Annotated in this window: 3 protein-coding genes; all 3 read left to right on the plus strand. The window is 74.3% G+C overall.

Annotation, left to right across the window (positions count from 1 at the left end; translation table 11 throughout):
* Positions 1–22 precede the first annotated feature (22 nt).
* Positions 23–15,979 (plus strand): type I polyketide synthase, encoded by a 15,957-nt coding sequence (locus tag ACWDR0_RS29315; RefSeq protein WP_456354816.1) that lies wholly within the window; start codon positions 23–25, stop codon positions 15,977–15,979.
* A gap of 249 nt (positions 15,980–16,228) precedes the next feature.
* On the plus strand, positions 16,229–17,560 hold the full coding sequence (locus ACWDR0_RS29320) for a glycoside hydrolase family 18 protein (RefSeq protein WP_456354817.1): 1,332 nt from the start codon (positions 16,229–16,231) through the stop codon (positions 17,558–17,560).
* A 172-nt stretch (positions 17,561–17,732) separates the two neighbouring features.
* Positions 17,733–17,819, plus strand: an 87-nt coding sequence (locus ACWDR0_RS29325) for a roadblock/LC7 domain-containing protein (RefSeq protein ID WP_456354818.1), incomplete at its 3' end; no start/stop codon positions are given.

Consider the following 17,819-nt stretch of genomic DNA (forward strand, 5'->3'; position numbering starts at 1 on the left):
ACCTGGACAGGGAGTAGTACTGATGGGCAACACGGGGCACACGGGGAACGAGGACAAGCTCCGGGACTATCTGAAGCGGGTCACCACCGATCTCGCACAGACCCGCCAGCGGCTCCGCGATGCCGAGGACGCGGGCCGGGAGCCGATCGCCGTTGTGGCGATGAGCTGCCGGTTCCCCGGCGGTGTGGAGTCCCCGGACGAGCTGTGGTCGCTGGTGGAGTCGGGCGGCGACGCGATCTCGCCGTTCCCGGCGGACCGCGGCTGGGACCTGGAGCGGCTCCACCACCCGGACCCGGACCACCCCGGCACCTCCGCCACCAGGGAGGGCGGATTCCTGGCCGGGGTCGCCGACTTCGACGCCGGGTTCTTCGGGATCAGCCCGCACGAGGCCCTCGCGATGGACCCCCAGCAGCGGCTGCTGCTGGAGACCGCCTGGGAGGCCATGGAGCGCGGCGGTATCGACCCGCGCTCCGTCCAGGGCGCCCGCGCCGGGGTCTTCGTCGGCGTCATGTACCAGGACTACGCGTCCCTCCTCGGCGAAGTCCCCGAGGGCTCCCAGTCGTTCATGGCGACCGGCACCTCCAACAGCATCGCGTCCGGCCGGATCTCGTACACCTTCGGTCTGGAGGGCCCGGCGGTCACCGTCGACACCGCCTGCTCGTCTTCGCTGGTCACCCTGCACCTCGCCGCCCAGTCCCTGCGGAAGGGCGAGTGCTCCTTCGCGCTGGCCGGCGGTGTCTCCGTGATGGCCACCCCCACCTCCCTCGTCGAGTTCTCCCGGCAGGGCGGACTCGCCGCCGACGGCCGAGTGAAGGCGTTCGCGGCCGCCGCCGACGGCACCGGCTTCTCCGAGGGCGCGGGCATGCTCCTGCTGGAGAAGCTCTCCGACGCCCGGCGGCTCGGCCACCCCGTACTCGCCGTCGTCCGGGGCTCCGCGGTCAACCAGGACGGTGCGTCCAGCGGACTGACCGCCCCCAACGGCCCGTCCCAGCAGCGTGTCATCCGGCAGGCCCTCGCCAACGCCGGGCTGACCGCCGCCGATGTCGACGTCGTCGAGGCACACGGCACCGGCACCCGCCTGGGCGACCCCATCGAGGCGCAGGCGCTGCTCGCCACCTACGGCAAGGACCGGCCCCAGGGCCGGCCGCTGCGGCTCGGGTCCGTCAAGTCGAACATCGGGCACACCCAGGCCGCCGCCGGTGTCGCGGGCATCATCAAGATGGTCGAGGCGCTGCGGCACGGCGTGATGCCGAAGACCCTGAACGTCGACGCGCCCACCCCCCAGGTCGACTGGACCGCGGGCGCCGTGGAACTGCTCGCCGAGGCCCGGCCGTGGCCCGCGCTGGACCGGCCGCGGCGCGCCGCCGTCTCGTCCTTCGGGATCAGCGGCACCAACGCGCACGTCATCCTGGAACAGGCCGCCGAGGAGAAGGCGGAGCCTTCCGCCGCACCCGCCGAGCCCTCCGCCGAGCCCTCCGTGGAGCCCTTCGCCGGGGTTCTGCCGTGGGTGGTGTCGGGCCGGTCCGCCGATGCCGTACGCGAGCAGGCGGCCCGGCTCGGCCGCGCCGTCACCGGGCTCGACCCCGCCGCCGTCGGCGGCACCCTCGCCGCACGGTCCGCCTTCGAACACCGCGCCGTCGTCATCGGCGGCGACTCCGGCACCCTCGCCGCCGGGCTCGAAGCCGTCGCCGCCGGACTCGCCCGGCCGGGCACCGTCACTGGGACGGCCGTCGGCGACCGGGTGGTGTTCGTGTTCCCGGGGCAGGGGTCGCAGTGGGTGGGGATGGCCGCGGGGTTGCTGGAGTCGGAGCCGGTGTTCCGGGACGCGGTGGCGGAGTGTGCGCGTGCTCTGGAGCCGTTCCTGGACTGGGATGTGACGGCGGCTCTGGGCGATGCGGAGCTGTTGAAGCGGGTGGACGTGGTCCAGCCCGTGCTGTGGACGATGATGGTGTCCCTGGCCGCCGTCTGGCGTTCGTACGGGGTGGAGCCTGCCGCGGTGGTGGGCCACTCGCAGGGTGAGATCGCGGCTGCTGTGGTGGCGGGTGGTCTGTCGCTGGAGGACGGCGCGCGGATCGTGGCTTTGCGCAGCCAGGCGTGGCTTTCGCTGGCGGGCAAGGGCGGGATGGCGTCCGTCGCCCTCCCCGCCGCCGATGTACGGGAGCGGCTGGAGCGGTTCGGTGATGTGCTGTCCGTTGCCGCGGTGAACGGGCCTGCCGCCTGTGCGGTGGCGGGTGATCCGGCGGCGCTGGACGAGCTGGTGGCCGGGCTGGTCGCGGAGGGCCACCGGGCCCGCCGGATCGAAGGCATCGACACGGCCGGACACTCCGCCCAGGTCGACGCCCTGCGGGAGCGGCTGCTCGCCGACTTGGCGCCCGTCGCACCCCGCTCCTCCGACATCCCGTTCTACTCGACCGTCACCGGCGGCCGGTTCGACACCGCCGGACTCGACACCGGCTACTGGTACCGCAATATGCGCGAACCGGTCGAGTTCGAGCAGGCGGTCGGAGCCCTGGCCGCGGACGGGTTCGCCCTCTTCCTCGAATCCTCCCCCCATCCCCTCCTCGGCCCCGCCATTCAGGGCACGGCCGCCACGGCCACCGTCACGGCCACCATGCGCCGCGGCGAAGGCGGCCCCGGGCGCCTGCTCACCGCCCTCGCCGAGGCATACGTCCACGGCGCCCCCGTCGACTGGCCGGGCCTGTTCGCCGGTACCGGCGCCCCCCGCGCCTCCCTGCCCACCTACGCCTTCCAGAAGCAGCGCTACTGGCCCGAGCCGACCACCGCCCCCGCTGTGGCCCACGGCGAGAGCGACACCGAACTGTGGGCCGCCCTCGAACGCGGTGACCTCGCGCTCGACGACACCGCCCGCACCACCCTGGACACCTGGCGCCGCGACCGCACCGAGAAGAACACCGTCGACTCCTGGCGGTTCCGGATCGCCTGGCGGCCGGTCGCCGAGCCCCCGGCGCCCACGCTCTCCGGGCGCTGGCTGGTCCTCGCGGACACCGGGTCCGCCGAGTCCGCCGAAGCCGCCGACCTCGTCGTCCGGGCCCTGCGCGGCCATGGCGCCGAACCCGAACTGGTCACCTCCGTCGCGGGCGAGTCCGCGGCCGGTGTGGTGACCCTGCTGGACCTCGAAGACACCCTGGCCCTGGTCCGCGAGCTGGTCGCCGAAGGCCCGGCCTGCCCGCTGTGGATCGCCACCCGCCAGGGCGTCTCCATCGGCCGCTCCGACCCGCTGGGCAGCGCCGCCCAGGCGTACATCTGGGGACTGGGCCGGGTCGTCGGCCTGGAACACGCCGACCGCTGGGGCGGTCTCGTCGACCTGCCCGCCGTCCTCGACGACCGGGCCGCGGGCCGGCTCGCCAGGGTCCTCGCCGGAATCGGCGACGAGGACCAGCTCGCCGTCCGGCCGTCCGGCATCTTCGTCCGCCGCCTGGTGCCCGCACCGCTGAACGACACCCCCGCCCCCCGCGACTGGACCCCGCGGGGCACCGTCCTGGTCACCGGCGGTGTCGGCGGCGTCGGCGCCCATATCGCCCGCTGGCTCGCCCGCCGCGGCGCCGGACACCTCGTCCTCACCAGCCGCCGCGGCGAGGAAACGCCCGGCGCCGGCGAACTCGCCGCCGAACTAAGGGAATTCGGTACCCGGGTCACCGTCGCCGCCTGCGACGTCGCCGACCGCGACACCCTCGCGGCCCTCGTCGCCTCCCTCGCCGAGGACGGCACCCCGATCCGCTCCGTCATGCACGCGGCGGGCATCGCCCCCCTCGTCCCGCTCACCGAGACCGACCCGGACGTCCTCGCCGACACCCTCGCCGCCAAGGTCACCGGCACCGCCAACCTGGACGCCCTGCTCGACGGCGCCCTCGGCGCCGAACCCCTCGACGCCTTTGTGCTGTTCTCCTCCGGCGCGGGCGTCTGGGGCGGCGGCGGCCAGGGCGCCTACGCCGCGGCCAACGCCTACCAGGACGCCTTCGCCGAACTGCGCCGCGCCCGCGGACTGACCGCGACCTCCGTCGCCTGGGGCGGCTGGAGCGAGGGCGGAATGGCCGCCGAGGAGGACGCCGCCCGCCATCTGCGGGCCCGCGGACTGCTCTCCATGGCACCCGAACTCGCCGTCGCCGCCCTCCAGCAGGCACTCGATCACGACGAGACGTTCCTCGCCGTCACCCGGATGGACTGGGCCCGGTTCGCCACCGCCTTCACGGTCTCCCGGCCCCGCCCGCTCCTGGACGAAATCCCCGGGGCCCGGGCCGCCCTCGACGCCGCGGCCGCCGGGGCCGACACCACCGACGGCACCGGGAACGCCCTCGCCGAACGGCTCGCCGGACTGCCCGACACCGAACGCCTGCGGATCCTGGAGGACCTGGTCCGCGACCATGCCGCCGCCGTACTCGGCTTCAGCGGCGCAGAACTGATCGAACCCGGCCGGGCGTTCCGCGATATCGGCTTCGACTCGGTGACCGCCGTCGCCATGCGGAACCGGCTCGCCGCCGACACCGGACTCACCCTGCCCACCACCCTTGTCTTCGACCGGCCGACCCCCACCGCCGTCGCCCGCTTCGTCGACGACCTGCTGATCGGCCGCGATACGGCCGTCACCGGACCCGTCACGGCCACCACGGCCACCGGCGACGACCCGATCGCCGTCGTCGCCGTCGGCTGCCGCTTCCCGGGCGGGGTGTCCGGCCCCGAGGAGTACTGGAAGCTCCTCACCGAGGGCCGCGACGCCGTCACCGGGTTCCCCGACGACCGCGGCTGGGACCTCGACGCCCTCTACCACCCCGACCCGGACCACCCCGGCACCAGCCACACCCGCGAAGCCGCCTTCGTCCACGAGGCACCCGACTTCGACGCCGGATTCTTCGGGATCAGCCCCCGCGAGGCCCTCGTCATGGACCCGCAGCAGCGGCTGCTCCTCGAAACCTCCTGGGAGGCGTTCGAACGGGCCGGCATCGACCCGGCCACCCTCCGCGGCAGCGCCTCCGGCGTGTTCATCGGCGCCTCCTCCTCCGGCTACGCCACCAATCTGACCCGGGTCCCCGAAGGCGCCGAGGGCTACTTCATCACCGGCAGCGCGTCCGCCGTCCTCTCCGGCCGGATCTCGTACGTCCTCGGCCTGGAGGGCCCGGCGGTCACCGTCGACACCGCCTGCTCCTCCTCACTGGTCGCCCTCCACTACGCCGCCCAGTCGCTGCGCACCGGCGAATGCGACCTCGCGCTCGCGGGCGGCGTCGCCGTCCTCACCAACCCCGGCGTCTTCGTCGAGTTCAGCCGCCAGCGCGGCCAGGCCGCCGATGGCCGGGTCAAGGCGTTCGCGGCCGCCGCCGACGGCACCGGCTGGGGCGAGGGCGCCGGTGTCGTCCTGCTGGAGCGGCTCTCCGACGCCCGCCGCAACGGCCACCCCGTGCTCGCGATCCTCCGCGGCTCCGCGGTCAACCAGGACGGTGCCTCCAACGGGATCACCGCACCCAACGGGCCCTCCCAGCAGCGCGTCATCCGGCAGGCCCTGGCCAACGCCGGACTGACGCCCGCCGAAGTCGACGTCGTCGAAGCCCATGGCACCGGCACCCGCCTCGGCGACCCCATCGAGGCCGAGGCCCTCCTCGCCGCCTACGGCCAGGACCGTGCCACCCCCCTGCTGCTCGGCTCGGTGAAGTCCAACATCGGCCACACCCAGACCGCCGCCGGGGCCGCCGGGCTCATCAAGCTCGTCCTCGCCATGCGCGAGGGCCGGGTGCCCCGCACCCTCCATGTCGACGAGCCCACCCCGCACGTCGACTGGGCCTCCGGCGCCGTCCGGCTGGTCACCGAGGAAACCGACTGGCCGGAGACCGGCAGGCCGCGCCGCGCGGGTCTCTCCGCCTTCGGTGTCAGCGGCACCAACGTCCATATGATCCTGGAACAGGCTCCCGAGCCGGAGCCCGCGGACCACGCGGCGGCGCGGGTGGTGCTGCCGGTGGTTCCGGTGGTGGTGTCGGCGGGTTCGGCGGAGGGTCTGCGGGCTCAGGCAGCACGGTTGCTGGAGCCGGTGGCTTCCGGTGCCGGGTTGCTGGACCTCGCCTATTCGCTGGGCACGACGCGGTCGGTGCTGGAGCACCGTGCGGTGCTGACGGTGGCGGACCGGGAGGAGCTGGCGGCGGAGCTGACGGCGCTGGCCGAAGGCCGCTCCACCGCCGTGCGCGGAGCGCGGGCCGGGGGACGGCTGGCCTTCCTGTTCACCGGTCAGGGCAGCCAGCGCATCGGCATGGGCCGGGAGCTGTACGACACGTTCCCGGTCTACGCCGACGCCTTCGACCAGGTGTGTGCGTATCTGGACACCCGGCTGGACCGGCCCGTCCGGGACGTCGTCTTCGGCGATGACGCGGAGCTGCTGAACCGGACCGAGTACGCCCAGGCCGCGCTGTTCGCGGTCGAGGTGGCGCTGTTCCGCCTCGTCGAGTCCTGGGGTGTCCGCCCCGACTATCTCGCCGGGCACTCGGTGGGCGAGATCGCGGCCGCCCATGTCGCCGGGGTGTTCTCGCTGGAGGACGCCTGCACGCTGGTCGCGGCTCGCGGCAGGCTGATGGGCGCCCTGCCCGAGGGCGGCGCGATGGTCGCCGTGGAAGCCTCGGAGGACGACGTACGCCCGCACCTCGCCGAGTACGACGGCGTGGACATCGCGGCCGTCAACGGGCCCCGCTCCGTGGTCCTGTCCGGCGACGAGGACGCCGTCCTCGCGCTCGCCTCGCGGTGGAAGAACAAGCGCCTCCGCGTCAGCCACGCCTTCCACTCGCACCTCATGGACCCCATGCTGGACGAGTTCCGTACCGTCGCCGAGACACTGACGTACGAGCGGGCGCGGGTGCCCGTCGCCGGACAGCCCACCGAGGTCGACGCCGAGTACTGGGTACGGCATGTCCGCGAAGCGGTCCGCTTCCACGACGCCCTCACCCGGCTCGGCGAGTACGGTGTCACCACCTTCCTGGAGATCGGCCCGCACGGCGTCCTCTCCGCCCTCACCGAAGGCCGGTCCGCCCCCCTGCTCCGCAAGGACCGCCCCGAGGTGCGCACGGCGCTCACCGCCCTCGGCCGCGTCCACACCGCCGGATTCACCCCCGACTGGGCAGCCGTCTTCGACGGCACCGGCGCCCGCCGCACCGACCTGCCCACCTACGCCTTCCAGCGGCAGCGCTACTGGATCGAGAACGGCCCCGGCGCCGGTGATGTCACCGCGGCCGGAATCGGCCCCTCGTACCATCCGCTGCTCGGTGCCGCCGTCTCCCTCGCGGACGAACGCGGACTCGTCCTCACCGGCCGGCTCTCGCTGCGCACCCACCCCTGGCTCGCCGACCACACCGTCGCCGGAGCGGCCCTGCTCGCCGGGACCGCGTTCGTCGACCTCGCCGTCCACGCGGGTGACCACATCGGCCGCGACCATCTCGAAGAACTGACCATCGAGGCACCGCTCGTGGTGCCCGAACGCGGCGGTGTCTCCCTCCAGGTCACGGTCGACGCCCCCGACGGCTCCGGCCGCCACCCCGTCGCCGTCCACTCCCGGCCCGACGACGCCTCGCCCGACGCCCCCTGGACCCGGCATGCCGCGGGCTTCCTCGGCATGGCCCCCGCCGCGCCCGACGAGACCCCCGACGACGGCGCCGAGTGGCCGCCGCCCGGCGCCACCGCACTCCCCGTCGACGGCCTCTACGAGACCCTCGGCCGGTACGGCTTCTCCTACGGCCCCGTCTTCCAGGGCCTGCAAGCCGCCTGGCGCCGCGGCACCGGCCCCGGCCACGAGGTCTTCGCCGAAGTCACCCTGCCCGGCGACGACGCCGCCCACTTCGGGCTGCACCCCGCACTCTTCGACGCCGCCCTGCACGCCCTCGCCCTGGAGTCCCTGGACGACACCGGCGACGGCATGGGGGCCGGACAGGGCAGGCTCCCCTTCGCCTGGACCGGTGTACGGCTCCACGCCGCGGGCGCCCGCACCCTGCGGGTCCGGCTGGCACCCAGCGGAACCGGCGTCACCCTGCGCGCCACCGACCCCGCGGGCCGGGCCGTCGTCACCGTCGACTCGCTGGTCATGCGCACCCTCGCGGCCGACGCCCTCCGCACCACCTCCCACCACGACGCGCTCTTCGGGCTCGACTTCGTCCCGGTACCCACCGGCGGCACCCCCACCGAAACCGCCGCATCCGCCGAAGCCGCTGCAATCGCCGTCCTCGACGGATACACGGCCGAGGCCCTCGACACCGTCGACACCGTCGGCGGCGCGCCCGAAGCCGTGGTCGCCCTGGTACCCGACACCGGCACCAGCACCGACGCCGACACCGGCACGTCGGCCGGCAGTGTGATCGACGGCGCGCACCGCACCGCCGTCGCCACCCTCGACCTGATGCGGGAGTGGCTGGCCCGGGACCGGTTCGCCACCTCCCGGCTGGTCCTGGTCACCGGCCCCGGCCTGGCCCACTCCGTGGTCACCGGCCTGGTCCGGACCGCCCAGACCGAGAACCCCGGCCGGTTCGTCCTGGTCGAGACCGACGGTACGGCGGGCCCCGAAGGCCCGGCCGGCACCCCGCGGCCCGCCTGGGGCGAGCTGCTCGCCTCCGGCGAACCCCAGCTCGCATTCCGCGCGGGCGTGGCCACTGTGCCCCGGCTCGCCCGGATCCGGCTGCCCGAGCCCGGGGCCCCGGCGTTCGGCCCCGACGGCACGGTCCTGGTGTCCGGCGGCACCGGCGCCCTCGGCAGGCTCGTCGCCACCCATCTCGTCACCGTCCACGGAGTACGCAGCCTGGTCCTCACCGGCCGCCGCGGCCCGGCCGCCGAAGGCGCCGCCGAACTCGCCGCGGAACTGCGCGACCTGGGCGCCGACGTGCGGATCGAGGCATGCGACACCGCCGACCGCGAAGCCCTCGCCGCCCTTCTGGACACCGTCCCCGGCCTGACCGGAGTCGTCCACACCGCGGGCGTACTCGACGACGGGATCCTCCCGTCCCTCACCCCCGAGCGGATGGCGGCCGTACTGCGGCCCAAGGTGGACGCCGCCTGGCATCTGCACGAGCTGACCCGCGACCGCGAACTGACCGCCTTCGTACTGTTCTCCTCCGCCGCGGGCACCGTCGGCAGCCCCGGCCAGGCCAACTACGCCGCGGCCAACGCGTTCCTCGACGCCCTCGCCGGACACCGCCTGGCCGAAGGGCTGCCCGCCACCTCCCTCGCCTGGGGCATGTGGGAGCAGACCGACGGTATGGCGGGCGGACTCGCCGATGCCGACCTGCGCCGGATGAACCGCTCCGGCGTCCTGCCGCTCACCCCCGCACAGGGGCTGGAACTCTTCGACACCGCCGTCGCCGCCGGGCCCGGCACCGGACGGGCCGTCCTGGTCCCGATGGCACTCGACCTGCCCACCCTCACCATGGGCGCGGCGAGCGGGCTCGTCCCGCCGATCCTCAGCGGCCTGGTACGGGTACCGGCCAGGCGCCGGGCCGACGCGGGAACCAGCGAGGCCGCGGGCGAGCTGCTGCGCCGGCTGTTCGCCCTCTCCGCGGAGGACCGGGCCGCCGAACTCCTCGGCCTGGTGCGGGCCGAGGCCGCCGCCGTACTCGGCCATCCGTCGGCCGCCGCCGTCGAACCCGCCCGCGCCTTCACCGAGCTGGGCTTCGACTCGCTGACCGCCGTCGAACTCCGCAACCGCCTCACCCCGGCCACCGGCCTCAAACTGCCCGCCACCCTCGTCTTCGACTACCCGTCGGCCGAGGTACTCGCGGACTATCTGCACGGTGAGCTGATGGGCGCCGGGGAGCACCAGGCCGCCGTCACCGCCGCGGGCTCGGCCGCCACCGACGAGCCGATCGCCATCGTCGCCATGTCCTGCCGCTTCCCCGGCGGTGTCACCGGCCCGGAAGAGCTGTGGGACCTGGTCATCGAGGGCCGCGACGGCATCACCCCGTACCCCGCCAACCGGAGCTGGGACGCCTCCCGGCTCCACGACCCCAATCCGCAGAGCCCCGATGTCCGGTACAGCGAGGCGGGCGGCTTCCTCCACGACGCGGGCGAGTTCGACCCGGCCTTCTTCGGGATCGGCCCGCGCGAAGCCCTCTCCATGGACCCGCAGCACCGGCTGCTCCTGGAGACCTCCTGGGAAGCCTTCGAACGCGCCGGAATCGACCCGAAGAGCCTCCGCGGCAGCCGGACCGGCGTCTTCGCGGGCCTGATGTACCACGACTACGCGCAGATCCTCCAGCAGTCGCCGGGCGGCGGCGACGGCTATGTCGGCACCGGGAACTCCGGCAGCATCGCGTCCGGCCGGATCTCGTACACCTTCGGTCTGGAGGGCCCGGCGGTCACCGTCGACACCGCCTGCTCCTCGTCGCTGGTCACCCTGCACCTCGCCGTACAGGCCCTGCGGCAGGGCGAATGCGATCTGGCGCTGGCCGGCGGTATCTCGGTGATGTCCTCGCCCGATGTCCTCATCGAACTCAGCCGCTCGGGCGGGCTCGCCCCCGACGGACGGTGCAAGGCGTTCGGCTCCGGGGCCAACGGCGCGGGCTTCTCCGAAGGAGTCGGCATGCTCCTCGTGGAGCGGCTCTCCGACGCCCGGCGCAACGGGCACCAGGTGCTCGCGGTGGTCCGGGGGAGCGCGGTCAACCAGGACGGCGCGTCCAACGGCCTCACCGCACCCAACGGCCCCTCGCAGCGGCGCGTCATCCGCCAGGCGCTCGCCAACGCCGGACTGACCTACGCCGACGTCGACGCGGTCGAGGCCCACGGCACCGGCACCGTACTCGGCGACCCCATCGAGGCACAGGCACTGCTCGCCACCTACGGCCAGGACCGGCCGGAGGACCGGCCGCTCCGCCTCGGCTCCATCAAGTCGAACATCGGCCACACCCAGGCCGCCGCCGGAGTCGCGGGCATCATCAAGATGGTGATGGCCCTGCGGCACGGCGTGCTGCCCCCGACGCTCCACGCCGGTGAGCCCAGCCCGCACATCGACTGGACGGCGGGCGCGGTACGGCTGCTCGGCGAACCGGCCGCCTGGGAGCGGAACGGGCGGCCCCGCCGGGCGGGCGTCTCGTCCTTCGGCATCAGCGGCACCAACGCCCACACCATCATCGAAGAAGCCCCCGAGCAGACCCTTCCCACCGTCGCGGCCGGGACGGCTCCGGTGTCGGGCGCGGTGCCGTGGGTGCTGTCGGGCCGTTCGCCGGAGGCGGTACGGGCCCAGGCGGCGAAGCTGCTGGAGACGGCCTTCGCGGGCGCGGCCGGAAGCACCCGGGCCGGAACGAGCGCCCCCGTCGACGCATCCGTCGGAATCGCCGATACGGGCTGGTCGCTGGCGACCTCGCGGTCGGTGTTCGAGCACCGGGCCGTCGTCGTCGGCACGGACACCGACGAGCTGACCGCGAGACTGCGGGCGTTCGCCGACGGCGCGGAGACCACCGGGGTGGCGCACGGCGCCGTCTCCGGACCGGGTGACCGGGTGGTGTTCGTGTTCCCGGGGCAGGGCTCGCAGTGGGTCGGGATGGCCGCCGGGCTGCTGGACGCGTCCCCGGTGTTCCGGGACTCGGTGGCGGAGTGCGCCCGTGCCCTGGAGCCCTTCCTGGACTGGGACTTGATGGCGGCTCTGGACGATGCGGAGCTGCTGAAGCGGGTGGATGTCGTCCAGCCCGTGCTCTGGACCATGATGGTGTCCCTGGCCGCCGTCTGGCGCTCCTGCGGAGTCGAGCCCGCCGCCGTGGTGGGCCACTCGCAGGGTGAGATCGCGGCCGCTGTGGTGGCGGGTGGTCTGTCGCTGGAGGACGGCGCCCGGATCGTGGCGCTGCGCAGCCAGGCGTGGCTGTCGCTCGCGGGCAAGGGCGGTATGGCGTCCGTAGCGCTCCCGGCCGCCGAGGTACGGGAGCGGCTGGAGCGGTTCGGCGACGCGCTGTCCGTCGCCGCCGTCAACGGGCCTGCCGCCTGTGCGGTGGCCGGTGACCCCGCGGCGCTGGACGAGCTGGTGGCCGGGCTGGTTGCGGAGGGCCACCGGGCCCGCCGTATCGAAGGCATCGACACGGCCGGGCACTCCGCGCAGGTCGACGCGCTGCGCACCCAACTGCTCGCCGACTTGGCGCCCGTCGCGCCCCGCACCTCCGACATCCCGTTCTACTCCACGGTGACCGGCGGCCGGTTCGACACCGCCGGGCTCGACACCGGCTACTGGTACCGCAATATGCGCGAACCGGTCGAATTCGAGCAGGCGGTCGGAGCCCTGGCCGCCGACGGATACGCCCTCTTCCTCGAATCCTCGCCCCATCCCCTCCTGGGCGGCGCCGTCCAGGGCACCGTGGAGACGGCCACCGTCGCGGCCACCCTGCGGCGCGGCGAAGGCGGCCCCGAGCGCCTCCTCACCGCATTCGGCGAAGCCTGGGCCCATGGTGTCCCCGTCGACTGGCCGGGCCTGTTCACGGGCACCGGCGCCCGCCGCGTGGACCTGCCCACGTACGCCTTCCAGAAGCAGCACTACTGGCCCGACCTCAGCGAGGGCCGGGCCGGGGACATCACCGCGGTCGGCCTCGGCTCGGCCGGGCATCCGCTGCTCGGCGCCGCCGTCACCCTCGCCGACACCGACGGGGTCCTCTTCACCGGCCGGCTGTCCGCCGACACCCACCCGTGGCTCGCGGACTACACCGTCCTCGACACGGCCCTCGTCCCCGGCGCCGCGCTGGTGGAGATCGCCGCCCACGCCGGCCGCAGCCTCGACTGCGACACCGTGACGGAACTGGTCCTGGAGGAGCCGCTGGCCCTGCCCGAGACCGGCGGCGTCGCGGTCCAGCTCATCGTCACCGCACCCGACGGCAACGGCCTGCGGACCGTGACCCTGCACTCCCGCTCCGACGGCGACGACCGGCCCTGGGTCCGGCATCTGACCGGCACCCTCGGCACCTCGGACACCCCGCCCTCCGGCGAGCTGACCGTCTGGCCCCCGGCCGGAGCCGTCGGCATCCCCGTCGACGGCCTCTACGACACCCTGATGGCCGCCGGGTTCGCCCACGGGCCCGCCTTCCAGGGCGTCCGCGCCGCCTGGCGCAGCGGCGACGCGCTCTGCGCCGACATCACCCTCGACACCGGTACCGAACCCGGCGCCTTCGGTCTGCACCCGGCGCTCCTCGACGCCGCGTTCCACCCGGCAGCACTCGACGGCCGGGCCGTGCTGCCGCAGCGCTGGCGGGGGCTGCGCCTGTACGCCGCCGGGGCCGCCGCGCTCCGGGTCAGGCTGACCCCGGCCGGAGACGACACCGTACGGCTCGAACTCGCCGACCCGGCGGGCCGGCCGGTCGCCGAGGCAGACGCGGTCACCCTGCGGGCCCCGTCGCCCGGGCGGCTCGCCGCCCGCGACCGGTCCCTCCACGGCCTGGAGTGGGTGCCCGTCACCGCCGCCGGGCGGGCCGACGCCGTTGTCGTCGGCCCCGCCGACGAACGGCTCGGCCTCGCCGGCGTCAACACCCTCGACGATGTGGCCGCCCTCGGCGACCGGGTGCCGGACGAGGTCGTCCTGGTCTGCCCGGCCGCCGCGGGCGAGGTGCCGGACGCGGTGCGCAGCACCGTCGGCGGAGTGCTGGCCGCACTCCAGCAGTGGCTGGCCGACGACCGGTTCGCCCGGTCCCGGCTGACCGTCCTCACCTCGCGGGCCGTCGACACCGGCAAGGAGGACGACGGCCCCGACCTCGGCCTCGCCGCGGTCTGGGGGCTGCTGCGGTCCGCCCAGTCCGAGGAACCGGAGCGCTTCGCCCTGATCGACGTCGACGACGAGGACGCGTCGCTGCGCGCCGTACCCGCCGTACTGGCCACCGGCGAGCCGCAGGCCGCCGTACGCGGCGGCACGGTGCTGGTGCCCCGGCTCGCCCGGGTCGTCCCGGCCGCCGCCGAACCCGCGGCGCTCGGCGGAACGGTCCTGGTCACCGGCGCCATGGGCGCGCTCGGAGCGATGGTCACCCGGCGGCTGGTCACCGAACACGGCGCCCGCAGGCTGGTCCTGGCGAGCCGCCGCGGACCGGACGCCGACGGCGCGGCGGAGCTGCTGGCCTCGCTCGCCGCCCTGGGCGCCGAGGCCACCGCCGTGGCCTGCGACCTCGCCGACCGGGACGCCGTCGCCGGACTCGTCGGCGCCCACCCGGACCTCGGCGCGGTCGTCCATATCGCCGGTGCCCTCGACGACGGCGTGATCTCGTCGCTGACCCCGGAGAAGCTGGACCGGGTGCTGCGGCCCAAGGTCGACGCGGCCTGGTATCTGCACGAGCTGACCCGCGACCGCGAACTGACCGCCTTCATCCTGTTCTCCTCGGCCGCCGGTACCTTCGGCGGCCCCGGCCAGGGCAACTACGCGGCGGCCAACGCCTTCCTCGACGCCCTCGCCCAGCACCGGCGGGCCCTCGGGCTCACCGCGTCCTCCCTGGCCTGGGGGCTGTGGGAGGACCGCGGTGCCATGGCGGACACCGTCGGCGACACCGACGTCAGCCGGATGAGCCGCTCCGGGTTCGCCCCGCTGACCGCCGACGAGGGCCTCGCCCTCTTCGACGCCTCCCGCCGGGCCGACAGTGCCGTACTGGTGCCCGTCCGGCTGGACACGGCCGCCCTGCGGGCCCAGGCCGCGGCCGGATTCGTCCAGCCGCTGCTGCGCGGACTGATCCGGGTCCCGGTCCGGCGGGCCGCCGCCGAGACCGGCGCCGGACTCGTCGAACGGCTCGCGGGACTCAGCCCCGCCGAGCGCGACGAGGTCCTCGTCGACCTGGTGCGCTCGCTGGTCGCCGCCGTCCTCGGCCACGAGGGCGCCGGGGCGATCGAACCCGGCCGCGGGTTCATCGAGTACGGCGTCGACTCGCTGGCCGCGGTGGAGCTGCGCAACCGGCTCAACGCGGCGCTCGGACTGAAGCTGCCCACCAAGCTGATCTTCGAGCACGGGACCCCGGTCGCCCTCACCCAGTACCTCCGGGCCGAACTGGCCGGTGCCTTTGCCGAGGCGTCGGCGGCCGCACCGGCCGGAGCGCCCCGGGGCGGCAACGACCGGAGCGACTCCATCGCCGGTCTGTACCGGCAGGCCTGCGAGCAGGGGAAGTTCGACGAGGCCCGGCAACTGCTGCGGGCCGTCGCCGAGATCCCGCCCGCCGCCGACACCTCCCTGGACTCCCTCGCCGGTGTGTACCGGCAGGCCAGCCGGGTCGGCATGCTCGACGAGGCCGCGGATCTGCTGATGGCCGCATCGCTGGCGCGGCCCACGTTCGCCGACCCCGCGCAGTTGGCGAAGCGGCCCGAACTGGTGCCGTTCGCCCGCGGACCGGAGGGCCCGGCCGTGGTCTGCCTGACGTCCATCAGCGCCCTCGCCGGACCGCACCAGTACTTCCGCTTCGCCTCGGCGCTGAAGGACCTGCGGGACGTGTCCGTCCTCACGGCCCCCGGCTATGCCGGCGGCGAACCGCTCGCGGCGGACCTGGAGGCGCTGGCCCGGCTCCAGGCCGAGGCGATCGCCGCCCGGTACCCGGAGAGCGGCTCGTTCGTCCTCGCCGGTGCCTCCGCCGGGGGCTGGCTCGCCCATGCCGCCGCCGCGCACCTGGAGCGGATGGGGGTACGCCCGGCGGGCGTCGCCCTGCTGGACACGTATCTGCCGAAGGCCTCCAGTGTCACCGACCGGATCCGCCCCGGCATGGTCAAGGAGGGCTACGACCGGGAGGACTCCTACGGCTACATGGACGGTACCGGGCTCACCGCGATGGGCTGGTACCTCCGGATGTTCGGCGGCTTCTGGACCCCGGAGGACATCCAGGCGCCGATCCTGGTGGTCCGGGCCACCGAGTACATGGCGGACGGCAGCGGCACCGTGCCGAAGCCGGAGGAGTGGCAGGCGTACTGGGAGCAGCCGCACCGGGCGGTGGATGTCCCGGGCAACCACTTCACCATGATGGAGGCCCATGCCGAGGCCACGGCCGCGGCGGTCCACAGCTGGGCCGCGACCCTCGGCTGACGGCCCGTCCCGGGGGCCGGAGTGACGGCCCCCGGGGCGCGCCCACCGGCCCCGGGCGCCGTGTGTGCCGTGCGGTCCCAATTCCTGATGGTCCATCAACTGGCCCACGAAATGGGCTACTTCGAGTGACGGCCGGGCCACTTCGTGTGGTCCGGCCTCTTGTGTGCGGCCCCCGGCATGGACTAGATCTCTTCTCGCGATTCGCGATTGGTACAGACCATCTGACCCTGCTCGGACAAGGCCACCAGAATGTTCAGACGCACCTCCGCGTTCCTCCTGACGACGGCGCTGCTCACCTCGCTCGCCGCGGTCCCCGCGACCGCTCACGCCGATGACGACGACAGCCGACGGCTGCCCGGCCACCGGGTGGCCTACTTCACCGCGTGGAGCGCCTACAGCGGCTTCTCCGCCAAGAAGGTCCAGGACTCGGGCCAGGCGGCCAAGCTGACCGTGATCAACTACGCCTTCGGCAATATCTCCCCCCAGGGCACCTGCTTCGCGGACAACCTGCCCGACCAGGCCGACGCCTGGGTCGACTACCAGCGCCCGATCGACGCGGCCAACTCGGTGGACGGCGTCGCCGACAACTGGGACCAGCCGCTGAAGGGCAGCTTCAACCAGCTGCGGAAGCTGAAGGCGAAGAACCCCCAGCTGAAGGTCGTCATCTCGATCGGCGGCTGGGGCTGGTCCAAGTACTTCTCGGACGTGGCCGCCACCGACGCCGCGCGCAAGAAGTTCGTGTCCTCCTGCGTCGACCTCTACATCAAGGGCAACCTGCCGCAGCTGCTGGACACGCCGGGCGGCGGACCGGGCAGCGGCGCGGGCGTCTTCGACGGCATCGACCTCGACTGGGAGCACCCGGGCGGCGACGGCCTGCCGGACAACCATGTGCGCCCCGAGGACGGCCGCAACTTCACCCTGCTGCTGGCCGAGTTCCGGCGGCAGCTCGACGCGGCGGGTGACGACCGCGGGCGGGGGCGCCACCTGCTGACGGCGGCCGTCGCCAACAACACCGGCGTCGCGGACCGGCTGGAGCTGCCCAAGGTCGCCCGCTACGTGGACTTCCTGAACCTGATGACCTACACCATGCACGGCTCCTGGGAGCCGCTGGGCCCGACCAACCACCAGGCGAACCTCTACACCGACCCGGCCGACCCCTCCGGCCCCGAGTACAGCTACAGCGCGGACAAGGTGGTGAAGCACTACCTGGCCGGCGGCCTGCCCGCCCGCAAGGCGGTGCTCGGGGTGCCGTCCTGGGGCTACGGCTGGACGGGAGTGCCCGCCGGGCCGAAGAACGGCCTCTACCAGCCCGCCACCGGCATGTCCCCGCGCGGCGGCGGCCAGCTGCCCTACAAGGCCATCAAGGACCTGCCGGGCACCGTGCACACCGACCGCAAGTACGGCGCGGCCTGGAAGTACGACGGCACCGAGTTCTGGTCGTACGACACCCCGGCCGTCGCCGCCCAGAAGGCCCGCTACACCCAGCGGAACGGTCTCGGCGGCGTGATGGTCTGGTCCCTGGACGGGGATGACGAGCAGGGTTCGCTGATCAGCGCGCTGGACCGCGGTCTGCGGCGCTGACCCGGGGCTGAGGCCCGCCGCTCCGGGCGCGAGCGGGAGGACGGCTCCCGCCCGGAGCGGCGGGCCCTCTCCCGGTAGCGGCGGACTCCGGTGAACGGGCTTCCGCGGCCCGCGGCCGGAGTGCGCGGGCGCCCCGCGGCCACCCCCCCCGGAATGCCCGAGCGCCAACTTCGTGGACAACACCCCCGGGGTGTCCCACACGGTGGTGGTCTCCGCCGACGGTCTTCTGCTTGCCATGTCCGAAGGATTTCCGCGGGAC

It is taken from the genome of Streptomyces sp. NPDC003691, from assembly GCF_053981115.1.